General features: G+C 69.9%; 15 protein-coding genes. 10 read left to right on the top strand and 5 right to left on the bottom strand.

The genetic code is table 11. The features are described from left to right. Window positions 1–50 precede the first annotated feature (50 nt). Entirely contained in the window at window positions 51–314 is a 264-nt protein-coding gene (locus A5705_RS10205; RefSeq protein WP_067882279.1) for a hypothetical protein, read from the bottom strand. A 215-nt stretch (window positions 315–529) separates the two neighbouring features. Here A5705_RS10205 and A5705_RS10200 point away from each other — a divergent pair, with 215 nt between their 5' ends. The 3 genes from A5705_RS10200 to A5705_RS10190 all read left to right on the top strand — a co-directional run bounded on the left by A5705_RS10200 (window position 530) and on the right by A5705_RS10190 (window position 4,884). Then, entirely contained in the window at window positions 530–1,516 is a 987-nt protein-coding gene (locus A5705_RS10200) for a GNAT family N-acetyltransferase (protein ID WP_369803370.1), read from the top strand. Window positions 1,517–1,608: 92 nt separating this feature from the next. Beyond that, entirely contained in the window at window positions 1,609–2,091 is a 483-nt protein-coding gene (locus A5705_RS10195; RefSeq protein WP_067882273.1) for a flavodoxin family protein, read from the top strand. Window positions 2,092–2,133: 42 nt separating this feature from the next. Beyond that, window positions 2,134–4,884, top strand: coding sequence for an AMP-binding protein (locus A5705_RS10190; RefSeq protein ID WP_231982400.1), 2,751 nt, complete (start codon window positions 2,134–2,136; stop codon window positions 4,882–4,884). Between the two features lie 82 nt (window positions 4,885–4,966). Here the strand turns inward: A5705_RS10190 and A5705_RS10185 are convergent, their stop codons facing one another. Next, a complete protein-coding gene (locus A5705_RS10185; protein ID WP_067882267.1) occupies window positions 4,967–5,233 on the bottom strand; it encodes a hypothetical protein in 267 nt (88 codons plus the stop codon). 238 nt (window positions 5,234–5,471) lie between these two features. On the opposite strand from A5705_RS10185, the gene A5705_RS10180 reads away from it, so the two are divergent. From A5705_RS10180 to A5705_RS10170, 3 genes are all read left to right on the top strand, one after another. Further along, complete coding sequence (locus tag A5705_RS10180) at window positions 5,472–6,722, top strand: S9 family peptidase (RefSeq protein WP_067882264.1); 1,251 nt, start codon at window positions 5,472–5,474, stop codon at window positions 6,720–6,722. Between the two features lie 10 nt (window positions 6,723–6,732). Next, window positions 6,733–8,136, top strand: a complete 1,404-nt coding sequence (locus A5705_RS10175) for a wax ester/triacylglycerol synthase family O-acyltransferase (protein WP_068277238.1) — start codon at window positions 6,733–6,735, stop codon at window positions 8,134–8,136. 88 nt (window positions 8,137–8,224) lie between these two features. Beyond that, window positions 8,225–9,883, top strand: a complete 1,659-nt coding sequence (locus A5705_RS10170) for an HAD hydrolase family protein (protein ID WP_067882240.1) — start codon at window positions 8,225–8,227, stop codon at window positions 9,881–9,883. Here the strand turns inward: A5705_RS10170 and A5705_RS10165 are convergent. Together A5705_RS10165 and A5705_RS10160 are read right to left on the bottom strand one after the other, a co-directional pair. After that, a complete protein-coding gene (locus A5705_RS10165; RefSeq protein WP_067882238.1) occupies window positions 9,880–11,292 on the bottom strand; it encodes a wax ester/triacylglycerol synthase family O-acyltransferase in 1,413 nt (470 codons plus the stop codon). The genes A5705_RS10170 and A5705_RS10165 overlap by 4 nt on opposite strands. A gap of 80 nt (window positions 11,293–11,372) precedes the next feature. Next, window positions 11,373–11,579, bottom strand: a complete 207-nt coding sequence (locus A5705_RS10160) for a hypothetical protein (protein WP_197517014.1) — start codon at window positions 11,577–11,579, stop codon at window positions 11,373–11,375. A 211-nt stretch (window positions 11,580–11,790) separates the two neighbouring features. On the opposite strand from A5705_RS10160, the gene A5705_RS10155 reads away from it, so the two are divergent. After that, window positions 11,791–12,393 carry a hypothetical protein gene (locus A5705_RS10155; RefSeq protein WP_067882235.1) on the top strand — a complete coding sequence of 201 codons (603 nt, stop codon included), beginning with the start codon at window positions 11,791–11,793 and terminating at the stop codon, window positions 12,391–12,393. A gap of 6 nt (window positions 12,394–12,399) precedes the next feature. Here A5705_RS10155 and A5705_RS10150 read toward each other — a convergent pair whose 3' ends face one another. Next, on the bottom strand, window positions 12,400–12,834 hold the full coding sequence (locus A5705_RS10150; protein ID WP_067882233.1) for an Hsp20/alpha crystallin family protein: 435 nt from the start codon (window positions 12,832–12,834) through the stop codon (window positions 12,400–12,402). 138 nt (window positions 12,835–12,972) lie between these two features. Here A5705_RS10150 and A5705_RS10145 point away from each other — a divergent pair, with 138 nt between their 5' ends. The 3 genes from A5705_RS10145 to A5705_RS10135 all read left to right on the top strand — a co-directional run bounded on the left by A5705_RS10145 (window position 12,973) and on the right by A5705_RS10135 (window position 17,171). Then, complete coding sequence (locus A5705_RS10145) at window positions 12,973–15,084, top strand: adenosylcobalamin-dependent ribonucleoside-diphosphate reductase (RefSeq protein WP_067882230.1); 2,112 nt, start codon at window positions 12,973–12,975, stop codon at window positions 15,082–15,084. Window positions 15,085–15,209: 125 nt separating this feature from the next. After that, window positions 15,210–16,361, top strand: coding sequence for a site-2 protease family protein (locus tag A5705_RS10140; RefSeq protein ID WP_067882255.1), 1,152 nt, complete (start codon window positions 15,210–15,212; stop codon window positions 16,359–16,361). A gap of 24 nt (window positions 16,362–16,385) precedes the next feature. After that, window positions 16,386–17,171, top strand: a complete 786-nt coding sequence (locus A5705_RS10135) for a universal stress protein (RefSeq protein ID WP_067882227.1) — start codon at window positions 16,386–16,388, stop codon at window positions 17,169–17,171. The last annotated feature ends 14 nt before the right edge of the window (window positions 17,172–17,185 follow it).

Raw genomic sequence — 17,185 nt, 5'->3', positions numbered from 1 at the left:
GTCGCGGATAGTGTCGAAAGTCCCGGAATGGTGGCTCGCCGGCGGGGCGCTCAGCCGGCGACAGCGACCCGAATGGACAAGCGCTCACCGATGGCACTCGCGCCGGCCCAATCGCCGCCGCGCACCGCGCGCTCGAGGTCGTCGACCAACGGGCTGTGGGCGCCCAGTTCGGCCAACCACCCGGAGACCGTGCTCGTGATCTCGTCGGCGGCCACCCGTGCGGTATGCCCGTCGTGCAGGCAATCGGTCAGCTGATAGACCGTGCTCGCCGGCCTGCGCTGTGGCCAATGGGGCCGCCATGTCGCTGCGTACATCGTCGTCTCCCCGTCGTCTCCGTCGTCTCCCCGGCTTAGCCGTATCGGTCCATCCGACCACCGCGCATGGCCGCGCCCTAGAGGCCAACAGCACGACTGCCGCGGTGCTTTGGTCTCGCGTGGGACTTGCCGAAGTCCCGGCGCGACAGGGCCTTTTGTCACCGCGCTTACCCGCGAATTGCCCGGGCGGGCGCGGCGCCGGTCGCGTACCGTACATCGGGGTGATGACGGGCCGCGGGGAGTTGTCGGAGCTGGACGTGTTCGCCGGCATTCCGGCGCGGGACCTCGCGCCATTGGCCGCTCAGCTGCAACCGCTGCGCGCGTCCGCCGGCGAGGTGTTGATGCGCCAGGGCGAAAACGCGTTGTCGTTCGCGATCATCACGTCGGGCCGGGTGGAGATCCGGCACGCCGGACCGCGCGGCCAGGTGACGGTCGCCGAGCTGTCACCCGGGACGATCATCGGCGAAATCGCTTTGCTGCGAGGCAAACCCAGGACGGCCACGGTGATCGCGAAGGACGATGTGCGGGGTTACATCGGCTATCACGGCGCCTTCGAGCGCATGCTGGCCACGCCCGTCGTCGCCGACCGGATGGTGCGCACGGCGCGCCAGCGGTTGATCGCCTACATCGACCCCATCCCGGTGTCGGCCAAAGACGGCACCGGGTTCCTGCTGCGCCCCGTGCTGCCGGGCGACGCCGAGCGGTTCACCAGCGAAGGCGCATTCTCGCGGGAGACGCTGTACCGGCGCTACCAGGGTGGCGCCCCCAGCGCGTCGGGGCTGGCCTACCTGTTCGAGGTCGATTACCTCGACCATTTCGTCTGGGTCGTCACCACCTGCGCGGACGGGCCGGTCGTCGCCGACGCCCGCTTCATCCGCGACGAGGACGACCCGACCTCGGCGGAGGTCGCGCTCACGGTGGCGGACGCCTATCAGAACCGCGGGATCGGGACTCTGCTGCTCGTCGCGCTGGCGGTCGCCGCGCGGGTCGACGGCATCGAGCGCTTTCACGCCCGGGTGCTCGCCGACAACCCGCCCGCGCGGGTGTTGGGCGACAAGGTCAACGCCCGGTGGGAGCATGAGGAACCCGGGGTGATCACCACGACCGGCAAAATTCCGGACGCCGCACGGTTGCCCCTCGATCGGCAGACGCGCCTGAAGATTCAGCGCGTGGCGCGCCAGGTGATCCACGCGTTCGACTGAGGCGACCGGGTGACCCCGAGGTGACTTATGCCCCGCGCGTTTCGTGCCTTTGCGCCCTTCCGGGCGGTGCGGTGCGCGGCCAGCATGGGCCTATGAAGTCGCTCATCGTCTGCGTGTCCAAATCGCACGGCAACACCCGCCGCGTGGCCGAGCGGATGGCTGAGGTGCTGGACGCCGAGGTCGTCGAACCGGAGTCGGTGGACCCCGAAGCCCTGCACCAATACGACCTCGTCGGCTTCGGCTCCGGGATCTACTACATGGCGGTCGACGACAGGCTGCGCAAGTTGATGCGACGCCTGCCGACCGTCGCAGGCGTGCGCGCGTTCACCTTCTTCACCAGCGGCGCCCGGGAAATCCCGCTGCTGGACTACCACAAGCCGGTGCGGAACCACCTGGAAGCCAAGGGCTTTGAGGTGATCGGTTCGTTTTCCTGCCGGGGCTTCGACACCGTCGGGCCGTTCGGCTTCATCGGCGGGATCAACAGGGGACGGCCGAACGACCACGACCTGGATCGGGCCGCGGCCTTCGCGGCCCGCATGCGCGAACGGGCCGGGGGGTCGGCCGCCGCGTCGTGACCGATGGCAACTCAAGAGTGCCCCGCTGACATCCTCGCGTTGGTGCGCGGCCTCGTTGCCGAGGTGCACCCGCACGCCACACCGCCCCCGGTAACGCTCGACAGCGCTTTCGACAACCTGGGCATCGGCAGCCTGGAGCTGGGCGAGTTGCTGCTGCGCGTGCAGGACAAGTTCGGGGTGGTGCTGCCGCCGCACATCCTGGCGACCGCGGAGACGCCGCGTGACCTCGTGGCGGCCGTGGCGCGGAGCCGCCCCGCCGCGGAAACGGACCGGGGCCCGGTGTCACCGCCGGTCACCGGGCCGGCCGGCCTGCTGCCCGAAACGGCGGCGACCCTGAACGAGGCCCTGGCCTGGCACGTCGGCGCGACTCCGGGCCGCACGCACATCCGCGTCCTCGACGACGCCGACGGCCCCCCGAACGGCACCGACGTCACCTATGCCGCGCTGTACCGGGAGGCGGCTGCCCTGGCGGCCGGCCTGATCGCGCACGAGGTGATGCCGGGCGAGACGGTGGCCATCATGTTGCCCACGTGCCGCGCGTATTTCGTCACCTTCGCCGGGGTGGTGCTCGCGGGGGCCGTCCCGGTTCCCGTCTACCCACCGGCGCGGCCCTCGCAGCTGGCCGACCACCTGCGGCGCACGACCGGCATCCTCGCCAACGCCCGCGCCACCCTGCTGGTCACCGTGCCGGAGGCAGTCACCCTCGGGCACCTGTTGCGCGCGAACGTCGAAAGCCTGCGCCACGTCGTCGTCCCCGAATCGCTCTCCGGCGCAGGCGAAGACCCGCTCCCGTCCTTCCCGGCGCCGCGGCCCGACGATCTTGCGCTGGTGCAGTACACCTCGGGCAGCACCGGAGCGCCCAAGGGGGTCGCGCTGACGCATCGGAACCTGCTGGCCAACATCCGCGTGATGGGTCGGGCCGCGGCGGCTTCCGGGTCGGACACTTTCGTCAGCTGGCTGCCGCTGTATCACGACATGGGTCTGATCGGCGCGTGGCTCGGTTGCATGTATTTCGGCGTCCCGCTGGTGGTGATGAGCCCGCAGTCGTTTTTGATCCGACCCTCGGGGTGGCTCTGGCAGATCCACGCCAACCGGGCGACCATGTCGGCCGGCCCGAACTTCGCCTACGAGCTGTGCCTCACCAAGATCCGCGACGACGAGATCCACGGGCTCGATCTGAGCTCGTGGCGATTGGCCTACAACGGCGCCGAGCCGGTCAGCGCCACGACCATCGAGCGGTTCGGTGATCGGTTCGCCCCCTACGGTTTTCGCCGTGAGGCCATGACACCCGTGTACGGGCTGGCCGAGTCCTCCGTGGGGCTGGCCTTCCCGCCGTTGGGGCGCGGCCCGCTGATCGACCGAATCCGTCGGGACGCGTTCGTGCGCTCCGGGCGGGCCGAGCCGGCGACGCCGGGCGAGCGGGACTTGCGTTTTGTCGCGTGCGGCCGGCCCCTGCCGGGCCACGAGATCCGCGTCGTCGACGCCGCCGGCAACGAGCTGGGCGACCGCCGCGAAGGCCGCGTCGAGTTCCGCGGTCCGTCGGCCACCGCCGGCTATCTCAACAACACGCCCGCGACGCGGGCGCTGTTCCACGACGACTGGCTGGACACGGGCGACCTCGGGTACATGGCCGACGCCGACCTCTACATCACCGGCCGGGTCAAGGACGTGATCATCCGGGCCGGGCGCAACCTGCACCCGGCGGAGCTCGAAGAGGCCGTGGGCAACCTGGCGGGCGTCCGCAAGGGGTGCGTCGCGGTGTTCGCTTCGCCGGACTCGGCGGGGGGCGCCGAACGCCTGGTCGTCATGGCCGAGACCCGAGCCGTCGGGGACGACGCCCGCGCCGCATTGCGCTCCGAAATCGCCTCCACCGCGGTCGATTTGCTGGGCGTGGCACCGGACGACGTGGTACTGGCGCCGCCGCGCACGGTGCTGAAGACCTCGAGCGGCAAGATCCGGCGGGCGGCGAGCCGGCAGCTCTATCAGGCTGGGAAGGTGGGCGCGCGCCCGCGAGCGGTGTGGTGGGAATTGGCCCGCCTTCGGCTGCGCGGCGCGGCGCCTTCGATGCGCCGCGCCGGGCGCGCCGCGGGTGCCATGTGCTTCGCCGCCTACGCGTGGGCGGTATACACGGTCCTCGGCTTGGCGGTGGTCGTGTCGTTGCTGGTGCTGCCGCGGCCGCGGTCGCGCTGGAAGGTGGCCCGGGCGGCGGTGCGGCTACTGGCCCGGCTCACCGGAACGGCCATCACCGTGCACGGCCTCGACCACCTGCCCGCGGGCACCGCCATCGCGGTGGCCAACCATCCCAGCTGGATCGACCCGCTGGCACTGGCGTCGGTGCTGCCGGAGCGGTACCGGTTCGTCGCGGCTGAAGTGCTTGAACACCAGGGGCTCAATGGATTCGTGCTCAGGAGGCTCGGCCACCAGTTCGTGGAGCGACATGAGCGCGAACACGGGGTGGCCGACGTCGGCCGGCTCGCCGCCCTGGTGCGAGCCGGGCAGTCGCTCGTCATTTTCCCCGAGGGCCGGCTGGCCCGTGCGCCAGGTTTGCGGCCTTTCCACATGGGGGCGTTCGCGGTGGCCGCCCAAACCGGCGTGCCCGTCGTCCCGATGGCCATCCGCGGAACCCGGACGATACTGCGGCCGGAACACCACTTTCCGCGGAGGGGAGCCGTCGACATCGCGGTTGCCGGGCCGATCCGGTCTTCGGGCGCTGACTGGACGGCTGCGGTCGGCTTGCAGCGCGCCGCGCGCAAGGTCGTCCTGGATCTGTCGGGGGAGGCGGACGTCGAATGATCCACACCCAGAAAACCAAATGGCCGGGCGGTGCCTCGTCGCAGCCGCCCGGCCATGGTTGAACCGTCGTCGAGACGCCGGTTCACTCGCCGTGCTTGCTTACCGCCTGACCGGCGCTGTGCACCACGCTGCGGAAGAACTCGATGCGGGCCGCGCTCAACTCCTCGGCCAGGTCCAGGGCGGCGTCGACGACGGTCTTGCGGCGCGACTGCTCCGGGAGCACGGGACTGATCTGGTCGACGAACTTGCGGACGGCCTCGATGGCCTGCTTGCGGCCGCTGTCGACGGATTCGAGCACGTCGTCGGAGAGTTCTGCCCAGCGCGGCTCGGATTTTTCGGGTGCTGTCATGGTCAACTCCTGGTTTGAGGTCCTGGTTTGAGGTCCTGGTGGGCGGTCGTCGGCGCTGCGCCGACGCACCGACCGTACGACGCTGAGGCCACCGGCACGAGTGACTAAAGTCCCTGCGCGCCCCTTCATTCGTCCCGAACCGCCCGATGATCTGCGCCTGCCGGTCAAGGACTTTCGCGCCTTCGGCCGGGCCGTAGGTCCCTAACGCGCCCGATCGGCCGGGTGTTAGCGTGCCGCCATGGCCACACCCGACAGCCATGGTCCCGGCGGACCGGGCGCTCCGCGCTGGAATCCGCCGGTCGTCAATGGCCTGGGCAAGGCCGTCGAACCGCTCACCGGCACCGGTCGGTACGTCGCGCAGTCGTGGCGCGACTACCTCGACGGGACACCCGGCGAACTTCCCATCGCACGCCCCACCCTCGCCCTGGCCGCACAGGCGTTTCGTGACGAGATCGTCCTGATGGGTCTCAAGGCCCGCCGCCCGGTCAGCCGGCCCGAGGTGTTCGAGCGCATCACCGGTGAGGTGCTCGCGGGGCTGGAGTTCTACGGCAAGCGGGGATGGCTCGATCACCCGAAGCGATTCTTCGGCGCGCCGCCGCCGCTCTCCGACGTCACGGTCCGAAAGGTGAAGGGGCGCACCCGATCTCTCTATCGAATCTCCTTCGACAGCGGGTACCTGCCGCGGCCGGGCGAACCTGGCGCGCAGCGGTGGATGAGCTACACCTCGAACGACCGCGAATACGCCCTGGTGCTCCGCCACCCCGAACCGCGGCCCTGGCTGGTGTGCGTGCACGGCACGGAAATGGGTCGGGCCGCGCTGGACCTCGCGCTGTTTCGGTCCTGGAAGCTGCACGACGACCTCGGCCTGAACGTCGTGATGCCGGTTCTGCCGATGCACGGCCCCCGGGCCCGCGGCCTGCCCAAGAGCGCCATCTTTCCCGGCGAGGACATCCTCGACGACGTGCACGCCACCGGTCAGGCGGTGTGGGACATCCGGCGGCTGCTGTCCTGGATCCGGTTGCAGGAGCCCGAGTCGCCGATCGGGTTGAACAGCCTTTCGCTCGGCGGCTACATCGCGGCGCTGGTCGCGAGCCTCGAAAAGGGCCTCACGTGCGCGATCCTCGGCGTGCCGGTGGCGGACCTGGTGCAGCTGCTGGGGCGCCATTCCGGCCTCAGCGAGCACGACCCGCGCCGGCGCACGATGGAACTGGCCGAACCCATCGGCCGGATGACGTCGCCGCTGTCGCTGACGCCACTCGTGCCGAGGCGGGGCCGGTTCATCTACGCCGGCGTCGCCGACCGGGTCGTGCATCCGCGTGAGCAGGTGGTGCGCCTCTGGGAACACTGGGGTAAACCCGAAATCGTCTGGTATCCCGGCGGTCACACCGGATTCTTCCGGTCGCGCCCGGTGCAGAACTTCGTCCGGGACGCGCTGCGGCAGTCCGGACTCCTCGACGAACCGTCGACGCGGCGCGACCGCCCGGCCTAGGCGCCCGGAAATGGATCCGCTGGACCCGCTGGACGTGGCGATGATGGCCGCGGAGATGGTGGCCAGCCCGATGCACGTCGGCGCCGTGCTGATCCTGACGCCGCCGCAGGACGCGGGCCCGGACTACGTCGACGCCCTGTACCGTGAGGCGCTCGCCGGCAACGACCCGATCGACCCCAGGCTGTGCCGGTACCCGCACCGCGGCGTGGACACCGGCGGCGTGTGGGTCTGGCGCCAGGCGGAAGATCTTGACCTCAGCCAACATTGCCGGCGCAGGACCGTGTCGGCGGACCGCAACGAGTTCTGGCGGCTCATCGGCGAGCTGGACGCCGAGCGGCTCGACCGGTGCCGGCCGATGTGGATGTCGTACCTGATCGACGGCCTCGACGGTGGCCGCTTCGCGTTCTACATCAAGGTGCACCACACCGTCATCGACGGCGTGGCCGGCTTCCAGATGATCGCCGACGCGCTGAGCACCGACCCGCAACGCCGGTCGATGCCGCCCTTCTACGCCGACCGCCGTCATGCCTCCTCGCCCCGCGCGGCGGCGGGCGGGCTGGCGTCACGCGTGGTGGCCCCGGTGCGCTCGTTGCTGGGCGCCGCGACATCGAGCGTCGGGCTCATCGGGCGGGCCGTCACGGGCGAGATCTCGAACGTCTTCGACACGCTCGTCGGGCACACCACCGTGTTGCCGTTCGAGGCGCCCTACACGCGGTTCAACGGCCGCCTGGGGCCGAAACGCGTCGTCGCGGCCGGCAGCTGGGCGAAGGACCGCATCCAGGCGGTGCAACGGGCCACCGGGGCCACCGGCAATGACGTGGTGACCGCGATGGTGGCCGGGGCGGTGCGCCGCTGGCTGCTCGAGCGGGGGGAGTTGCCCAAACAGTCGCTGGTGGCCATCTGCCCGATCACGGTGCGCGCTCGCGAGTACGACGCGGCGAACGACAACCATGGCAACATGTTCGGCCTCTGGCTGTGTCCGCTGGGCACCGATGTCGACGACCCGGCCGCCCGGCTGGATCTGATCCACCGGTCGATGTCGGAAGGAAAGCGCTCGGTTGCCAAGCGGGGGTCGGCGGTATCGCTGCTGACCACCGCGCCGAGCATCGCCGCGACGGTGGTCGTCCCCCTGCTGTCGTTCGCGCCCAAGGTGCGCACCGGCTACAACCTGCCCATCTCGCACGTGCCCGGTCCGGACGCCGAAATGTATTGGAACGGGGCCCATGTCGACGACATGTATCCCGTGTCGACGGTGTTCGACGGAATGGCCTTCAACGTGACGACGTGTTCCTACGCGGACCGGATCGGCTTCGGCTACGTCGCGGGCGCCGACCTGGTGCCCGACATCGACACGCTGATCCCGCTCACCGAGGAGTGCCTGACCGAGCTGGAATCCATCGTGAGCGTGGATTGAGCGCGGCCGTGCGCATGCCAAAAGGCCCTGCAAAGACCCATACCGCCCGCCTTGGCTTCGGGGCGGGGAAACGCAGATAGGAAAGGCTGTGGCATTCTTTAAAGTCGTCGCAGTCGACGTCGACGGCACCATTGCATCGGCCGGCAAGCTGTCCCCGCCGGCCGTTGCGGCGATCGACCGGGCCCGGCGGGACGGCCTGACCGTCGTGCTGGCCACCGGCCGCATCGCAGCAGAATTGCATGCCGAATTCCCTTGGCTCGCCGATCACGTCGATGCGCTGGTACTGGAAAACGGTGCGGTGGCGGTGATCGACGGGCGCACCCACGTGCTGGCGGAACCGGTGGACCCCGGCCTGGACGAGGCGCTCGCCGCGCGGGGCATCCCATGCCGGCGCGGCCAGGTGCTGGTCGCCATCGACGGTGAGGAGCACACCGCCGACGTCGTCGAGGCGATCGGTGAGCTGGGGATGGACTACCAGGTCATCCGCAACCGGTCGGCGCTGATGGTGTTGCCGGCGGGCACCACCAAGGGCACCGGGCTGGCCGCCCTCCTGGAAAGAATGAGCCTGTCGCCGCACAATGCCGTGGCGGTGGGGGACGCCGAGAACGACTTGTCGTTGCTCGGCGTCGCCGAGATCGGCGCCGCGGTTGCCGACGCCGTCTCGTCGGTGCGGCGATTCGCCGACGTCGTCCTGGAGCAACCGGACGGGGCCGGTGTCGCCGAGCTGCTCACCCAGCCGTATCTGTCTGGGGCGCAACGCTGGTGCCCGCCACGCCACTGGGTCGACATCGGCACGTTCGACGACGGGGCCACGACCCGGTTGCCGGGAAGCCAGGGCCGCATCCTGGTGACCGGACCGGCCGCCTCGGGAAAGAGCTACCTGCTCGGCCTGATGGCCGAACAATGGGTGCTGGCCGGCTACTGCGTGCTCGTCATCGACCCCGAGGGTGATCACCTGCAGCTGCAGCAGCTCAGCCAGGTGCAGGTTGTCGACGGGGGCCACCACCTGCCCGAACCGGCCGAGGTCGTCAACGCGCTGCGGCCGGACTCCAGCGTGGTGGTCGACATGTCGGGACTGCCCGAGCCCAGCAAGAGCGACTATGTGCGCCGATTGCGGTCGACCGCCGAGGCGCACCGCGAACAGCGCGGCTTCCCGCACTGGGTCGTCTACGACGAGGCCCACCTGCTCGGCGGCGACGAGGAAGCGCACTGGGCACGCCGCGGCGGTTACGTGTTGTGTTCGTTCGCGCCGGCGGCGCTTCCCGCGCACGAGATCGATACCAGCGACGTCGCGATAACGCTCGGCGATCGCGACATCGCGGCGGACATCGCCTCGCGACGGAGGGCCGCCATCCGTTTCGGATCGCAGCCGCCACGCGGGTTCACCATCGCGGACCGCCGCACCGAACACGTGCGGCACCGGCACAAGTACGCCGACGTCCGGCTCCCGCCAGAACGGCGGTTCTACTTTCGCACGACCAACGGCGAATCGATCCCCGCGGCCGCGAGCATGCACGACTTCTGCACTGCGGTAAGACATCTCGATCAGCAGGCACTCGAATACCATCTCGAACGCGGGGATTTCTCGCACTGGCTCGAGGGCACGATCGCCGACAAAGACTTCGCGTTGCTGGTGGCGGCATGGGAGGACGAGCTGGAGGCCCACCGGGCCGCCGACGTGGAACGCATCCGCGACCAGCTCGTGCGGGCGGTGGAAAAGCGTTACCTGCCTTCCGAAGAACGCTAGGTGGCCAGCCTGGCGGGGTGACGGCTCCGCTTCGCCGGCTTGCGCGCCAGGGCGCGGGTGACCAGCCGTGCGACGCCGAGTTCGATGCCGCTGGCGAGCTCGTCCACGTCGGGTGTGGCGTCGTAGTCCGCGGTGACGCCGAAGACGAGTTCGTCGACGTAGGTCAGCATGCTGATCACCGTGCGCAACTGCATGGCGATCGGCGGTATCGGCAGCAGCTCTTCCACCGGGCGCCCGAGCACCTGCAGCCGCCGGCGCGGGCCCGGCACGTTGGTCGCCAGGGTGACGATACTGCGCTGCGGCAGCCGCGTCAGCAGCCGAATCGCCCACGCGCTCAACACGAACGGCACGTAGTTGGTCAGCGTGACGAAGGTGCTGGCGGCCTGTCGCTCGCCGCTGCTCTTGAGCCTGTCCAGCCGGGCGTGCACGAGCCTGAGCCGCTTGACCGGGTCCTGCTGGTCGACGGGCAGCGATGACAGCATCGCCGACACGCGAACGTCGGTGCGGTTCATGGCATCCGGCGCGCGCACCGACACCGGAACCAGGGTGCGCAGCGAGTTGCGCCGGGGCTTCTCGCCGCGACGCAGCAGCATGGTGCGGTAACTGTCGGTGATCGCCGCCAGCGCCACGTCGTTGAGCGTCACGCCGAAGGCCTCGCACACCGTCTCGACCTCTTTGAGTGACACCCGCGCCGCGCTGTAACGCCGCATGTTGGCCACTGGGCCGCGCAGCGACGACCCCGCCGCCGGCACCGCCAGCCCGGTGACGAATTCCGCTGCGCCCCTTGCCGTCTGCGCGGCGACCGCGGTGGTCGCCAGCGAGGCGCGCCATAGCCCGCCCGCCCAGGTCAGCGGATTGCGGCTGAGTCCGGCCGAAAGGACGATCGACGACGGCAGCTCGTTGGCGGCGCGGATGTCGCCGGCGAACGTCTCACCCGCGCCGCCCGGGTCGGCCATGCTGGTCAACATCTGTACCGTCGCGATCCCGTCGGCGATGCAGTGGTGGACCTTGACCAGGGCCGCCCACCGCCCCTCCGGAAGGCCCTCGACGACCCAGCACTCCCACAGCGGGTGGTCGCGATCCAGCCTGCGCTCCATCAGGTCGGCGATCAGCCGGAACAGCGCGGCGTCGTCGCCGGGTTGGGGCAACGCCGCCCGCCGCACGTGATGGGCGATGTCGAAGTGGGGGTCGTCGATCCATTCGGGCGCCGCCAGCTCGAGGGCGTGCTTGTGCACCCGCTGCGTGAACCGGGGGACGCCGCGTATCCGCTCGCGCAGTGCCGCGGTGAACGCCTCCACATCGGGCATCGGCCCATCGATGACGGCCAGCGTGCCGATCGCCAGACTCAGGTGCCGGTCGGCGTCCTCGGCCTCCAGGAAGCTGGCCTCCATGGTTGACAGGTGTTCCATCGGCGCTCATCTCCGATCGCGGCGGTCTGCATCACTATGCGTCCGCGCCGCGAGCGCCGGTAGTGCCGTTGGTCCCGAAGCTAGGAGCGCGACCCGCCGCTCACCCGGGCCATGATGCGGTCCAGCACGATCGTGGACAGGTCCCCGTCGTCGGCGACACGGGACAGGCCGCGCCGCCGCAGGAAGGTGTCCAGCCGCCGATCGGGAGACCAGTCGGCATAAATGGGGCCGAGGTAGCGGGAGAGCAAGAATTCCCGCGCGAGGGCGTCTACGTCAGTATCGGTCAGTAACAACGGTGGGTTCAAACCCATAACCGTCATGCTCCTTTGTTCAGCCGCAACCGCCGCACGCTAAGTTACGTCAGACGAGGTCATTATTCCGTCACGCGGAGATTGCGGATAGGGTCCAAAGTCCCCGAAGGCGCGTGGGGCACATTGGCCTCGGCACAGGGACCATTGGCCCTGTCGGACGGCGGCGCCGTCCACCGAAACTGGCGTCATGGCCTACGCGATGAGACGGACCACCGAGGCGGCGGCGCTGCTCGGTCTGCTGTACGGCGCGCGACAGTATTACCGCAATTGGGGCGCGACCAAGGCGGAGTGCCGGATGGTGCTGCCCGGCGACGGGTCGGTGCCGGATCCGGCGATCCAGACGACCGAGGCGGTGTACATCGACGCGCCGGTGTCCGCGGTGTGGGCGGAGCTGATGCGGGCCGGCCAGGTGCGCCGCGACGCCGGCTCGGAGTGCGAACAGCTCGCGGTCGGCGATGTCGTGCGCCTGGCGCCCGAGGGCTGGATGGGCCTGCCCGACGGGGTGACGTTGAGCGTCGCCGAGCTCGTCGGAGAAAAATATGTCGTGCTCAACGCCACACGAGCGGATCGGCGCTGGAATGCGGTGTGGTCCTTCCACATTCAGCCGCACTGGGAAGACCGCGTCCGGCTCCTCACCCGCGCCCGAATCGCGCTGCGCCACCCCGGCGAGGTGTTCGCCATGGAACTGGCCAGGCCGGTCATCACGCTGGGCACCCGCGCCTTGTTGCTCGGCGTCAAGCGACGGGTCGAGCGGTCCCAGACGACGACGCCGACCCGATCGGCGGTTTGAACTCGGCTAGCCGGTGGCCACCTGCACGTGCTTCTCGGCGGGAGCGGGCTTCGAAATACCCACGGAGACAGTCAGGATGCCCTTGTCGTAGGTAGCCTTGATGTCGTCGTCGTCGGCGCCGGACGGCAGCGAGACCGTGCGGACGAACGAGCCGTACGAGAATTCCGAGCGGCCGTCGAATTCCTTCTTCTCGCTGCGTTCGGCCTTGATGGTGAGCTGACCGTCGCGGACGGTGATGTCGACGTCCTTCGCCGGGTCGATGCCGGGGATCTCGGCGCGAACCTCGTAGCGACCGTCGGTTATCTCGTCCTCGAGCCGCATCAGCCGGGTGTCGAACATCGGGCGGATGCCGGCGAACGAAGGGAACCCCGCGAAGAAGTCCGCAAACTCGGGGAACAGCGAATGCTGTGGCTTCTGGGTCGCAGGAAGGGTGCTGGTCATTGTGTTCTCCTGAAATGTTGTGAGTTGCCAGAAACGACGCCTCAATCCGACCACCGCGGCCGCCGAGGCGATAGGGACTCAAGTCCTCATTGGGTTTACGGCTGCTGAATTTCGGTGAAAGGCGGGGATACTCGGGAGATGAGCAGTCCGCCGAGCGGTGCGCGGTGGCCGGCGAGCGTCCGGCGCCGCGACGGGCGGCTGGTGCCCTTCGACCCGGGCCGCATCGAGGCGGCGATCGCACGGGCCGCTCGCGAGGCCGGGCACCGGGACCCCGGCGCGCCGGGCCGGGTCGCCAAGGCGGTCGCCGACGCGCTGGCCCGCCGGCCCCGCGCCAAGATCGCTGCGGTCGAGGAGATCCAGGACTTCGTCGAGGCCCAGCTGGTCGCAGCAGGGTTGGACGACGTGGCCCGCGCGTACATGGTCTATCGGCAACACCACGCGGAGTTGCGCGCCGCCAAGGAGCTGCTGGGCGTGCGCGACGAGCTCAAGTTGAGCGTGGCAGCGGCGACAGTGCTCGGCGAGCGCTACCTGCTGTCCGGTGAGGACGGCAGGCCGACCGAATCGACCGGTGAGATGATGGACCGCGTCGCCAGCTGCGTCGCGGCGGCCGAAGAAACCTTCCGGCGCGGTTCCTCGGCGAAGTGGGCGGAGCGGTTTTCGACGCTGCTGCGCGGCCTGGAGTTCTTGCCGAATTCGCCGACGCTGATGAACGCGGGCACTGAACTGGGCCTGCTGTCCGCGTGTTTCGTTCTGCCGATTGAGGATTCGCTCCGCTCGATCTTCCTCGCGCTCGCCCACAGCGCTGAGATCCACCAGGCCGGAGGCGGCACCGGCTACGCGTTCGGTCACCTACGTCCCGCGGGCGATCGGGTGACCCGCACCGGGGGCGCGGCGAGCGGGCCGATGTCTTTCCTTCGGCTCTTCGACACCGCGGCGGACGTCGTCTCGATGGGCGGACGGCGGCGCGGAGCGTCGATGGCGGTGCTGGACGTTTCACACCCCGACATCTTCGAATTCGTCAGCGCCAAAGCGGATTCCCACAGCGCGCTGACCCAGTTCAACCTCTCGGTGGGCGTGACGGACGCGTTCTTGCGATCCGTCACGCGCGGCGGTGAGCACCGTCTGGTCAACCCGCGAACCGGCAAGACGGTCGCGCGAGTGCCCGCCGCCGACCTGTTCACGGCGATCTGCGCGGCCGCGCATCGGTGCGGCGACCCGGGATTGGTGTTCCTCGACACGATCAATCGCGCCAATCCCACGCCGGCGCGGGGCCGGATCGAGGCAACCAACCCGTGCGGGGAGGTCCCATTGCTGCCGTACGAGTCGTGCAACCTGGGCTCGATCAACCTCGCCCGGATGGTCAGCGGCGGCGGCGTCGATTGGGATCGGCTGGCGCAGGTCGCCGAGCTGGCCGTGCGCTTTCTCGACGATGTGATCGACGTCAGCGGGTATCCCGTCGCGGAGATCGGGGCGGCCACCCGGGCGACCCGAAAGATCGGGCTGGGCGTCATGGGATTGGCGGAGATGTTGGCCGGCTTGGGGATTCCGTACGACAGCGAGCGAGGGGTCCGTTTGGCCGGCCGGATCGCGCGCTGCATCGAGCAGGCGACGCGGGCGGCGTCGGCGCGCCTGGCCGACGAGCGGGGACCGTTTCCGGCGTTCGGCGACAGCCGGTTTGCGGGCTCGACGCCGCGGCGCAACGCCCAGCTCACGTCGATCGCCCCGACCGGCACGATCTCCCTGATTGCGGGCACCACCGCGGGGATCGAGCCGATGTTCGCGATCGCCTACACGCGCTCGGTCATCGGCCGGCGCCTCCTGGAGGTCAACCCGTGCTTCGATCGGCTCGCCCGCGATCGGGGCTTCTATCGTCCTGAGTTGATCGCCGAGATCGCACGCCGTGGCGGCGTGCGCCAGTACCCGCACCTGCCCGCGGAGGTCCGCGCCGCATTTCCGACCGCGGCGGAAATCGCTCCGGAGTGGCACCTGCGGATGCAGGCCGCCGTGCAGCGCCACGTCGATGCGGCGGTGTCCAAAACCGTCAACCTGCCCGCCGATGCGACCGTCGACGATGTTCGCTCGCTCTATTTGGCCGCATGGAGAGCGAAGGTCAAAGGCATCACGGTTTACCGTTACGGCAGTCGGCCCGGACAGGTGCTGACCTATGCCGGCCCGGCTACCGAACACGCGCCGGTGTCCGCCGACCCCACCTTCAGCGGCGGCTGCGTGGGCCACATCTGCGAGTTCTGACCGGGCAGGTCCATTGGCCGCTGGCGCAAGGTCCAACGGCCCTAGTCGCGGCCACGGCGCCACCTTAGTTTCGGCTGCAGGGTGGAGTGGCCTCACGCGGGCCAACGACTTTGGAGGTTCTGGAAGTGCACGACGCGATCCCGCTAGGACGGGTCGCCGGTTTCCCGGTGAAGGTGCACTGGAGCGTGCTGGTCATCCTCTGGTTGTTCACCTGGAGCCTGGCGACCACGCTGCCGAGCACCGCCAAAGGGTATTCGACCGCGGCCTATTGGCTCGCGGGCGCCTGTGGCGCGCTGGTGCTGCTGGCGTCGCTGCTGGCGCACGAACTCGCGCATGCGATCGTCGCCCGCCGCGCGGGGGTAGGCGTGGGCAGTGTGACGCTCTGGCTGTTCGGCGGGGTGACCACGCTCGACGGCGAGGCGAAGACTCCCAAAGCCGCCTTCCGGATCGCCATCGCGGGCCCCGCCACCAGCCTGGCGCTGGCCGCGACGTTCGGCGGCCTCGTCGCGGCGCTGCGCAGCGTCGGCGGCGCTCCGATCGTCGTCGGCGTCGCCGCCTGGCTGGCCGGCATCAACCTGCTGCTGGGCCTGTTCAACCTGTTGCCGGGCGCCCCGCTGGACGGCGGCCGGGTCCTGCGGGCGTACCTGTGGCGCCGCCACGGCGACCTCGTGCGCGCCGGCATCGGCGCGGCGCACGCCGGGCGGATCGTCGCGTTCGTCCTGATCGCCTTGGGGCTGGCCGAGTTCGTGGCGGGCGGCGTCGTCGGCGGCGTCTGGCTGGCGTTCATCGGCTGGTTCATCTTCGCCGCCAGTCGCGAGGAGGAGATGCGGATAACCACCCAGCAGCTCTTCGCCGGTGTGCGCGTGGCCGACGCGATGACCGCCCGGCCGCACACCGCACCCGGGTGGATCACCGTCGACGATTTCATCCAGCGCTATGTGCTGGGCGACCGACACTCGGCGTACCCGGTGGCCGACCAAAACGGGTCGATCGTCGGGCTGGTCACGCTGAGCCAGCTGCGCGACCTCGCCCCGGGCCGGCGCGGCACCACCAACGTGGTCGACATCGCCCTGCCGCTGGACGCGGTGCCCACCGCGGGACCGCAGGAGCCCCTGACGGCGCTGCTCGAGCGGATGACACCGGTCGGCCCGCGCAGCCGCGCGCTGGTGGTCGACGGCGGCGACGTGATCGGCATCGTCACGCCCAGCGACCTCACCCGGCTGATGGACGTCTATCGGCTCTCCCAGCCCGGACCGGCCCTGACAGGCCATTCCTGAGAGCCGAAAGATGTTGGCGGGCTTATGAAACCGATCATCGTGGGCATCGACGGCTCCGCGGCGGCCGTCGCGGCCGCGCTGTGGGCCGCCGACGAGGCGATCAGCCGTGGTGCGCCGCTGCGCCTCGTCGCGGTCATGAAGCTGACGCACCCGTCCACCGACGACTACGCCCGCGACCTCGTGCACGCCGAGAAGTCGCTTCGCGAGGCGCGATCCGCGATCGAGGCCGGCCGCGCCACGGTCACCGTCGAAACCGACATATTGCGGGGGCCCGCCGGGCCGCTGCTGGTCGAGGCGTCCTCGGATGCCGAGATGATCTGCGTGGGATCGGTGGGGATCGGGCGCTTCGCGCGCTCGATCCTGGGTTCGACGGCGACCGAGCTCGCCGAGAAGGCGCATTGCCCGGTCGCGGTCCTGCGCACCGAGCGGCCACCGCCCGACATCAATTGGATCGTCGTCCGGATGACCGACGCACCCGGCAACGACATCGTCGTCAAATACGCTGTGGCGGAAGCGAAGTTGCGCCGGGCGCCCATGCTCGTGCTCGGGGGCCGGCCGGAGGATCTCACCGAACACGCCGACGGGCAGTTCGAACGGCGTGTGCAGGATTGGCGGCGGCGCCATCCCGAGGTGCGCGTCTACCCGATCACCACGAAGGACGCCATCTCCGGCTTCCTGACAGCCAATGACGAGCAGGTCCTGCTCGCGGTGATCGGCGGCGACGAGGCCGACCAGCTGGCGCGGCTCGTCGGGCCGCACGGGCACCCACTTTTCCGCCACCCCGAATGCTCGGTGCTCGTCGTGCGCTGACGGCCGCGCGCCGC

The organism is Mycobacterium sp. E787, assembly GCF_001668725.1.
Taxonomy (GTDB): Bacteria; Actinomycetota; Actinomycetes; order Mycobacteriales; family Mycobacteriaceae; genus Mycobacterium.
This window is presented reverse-complemented; position numbering and strand designations above follow the sequence as displayed.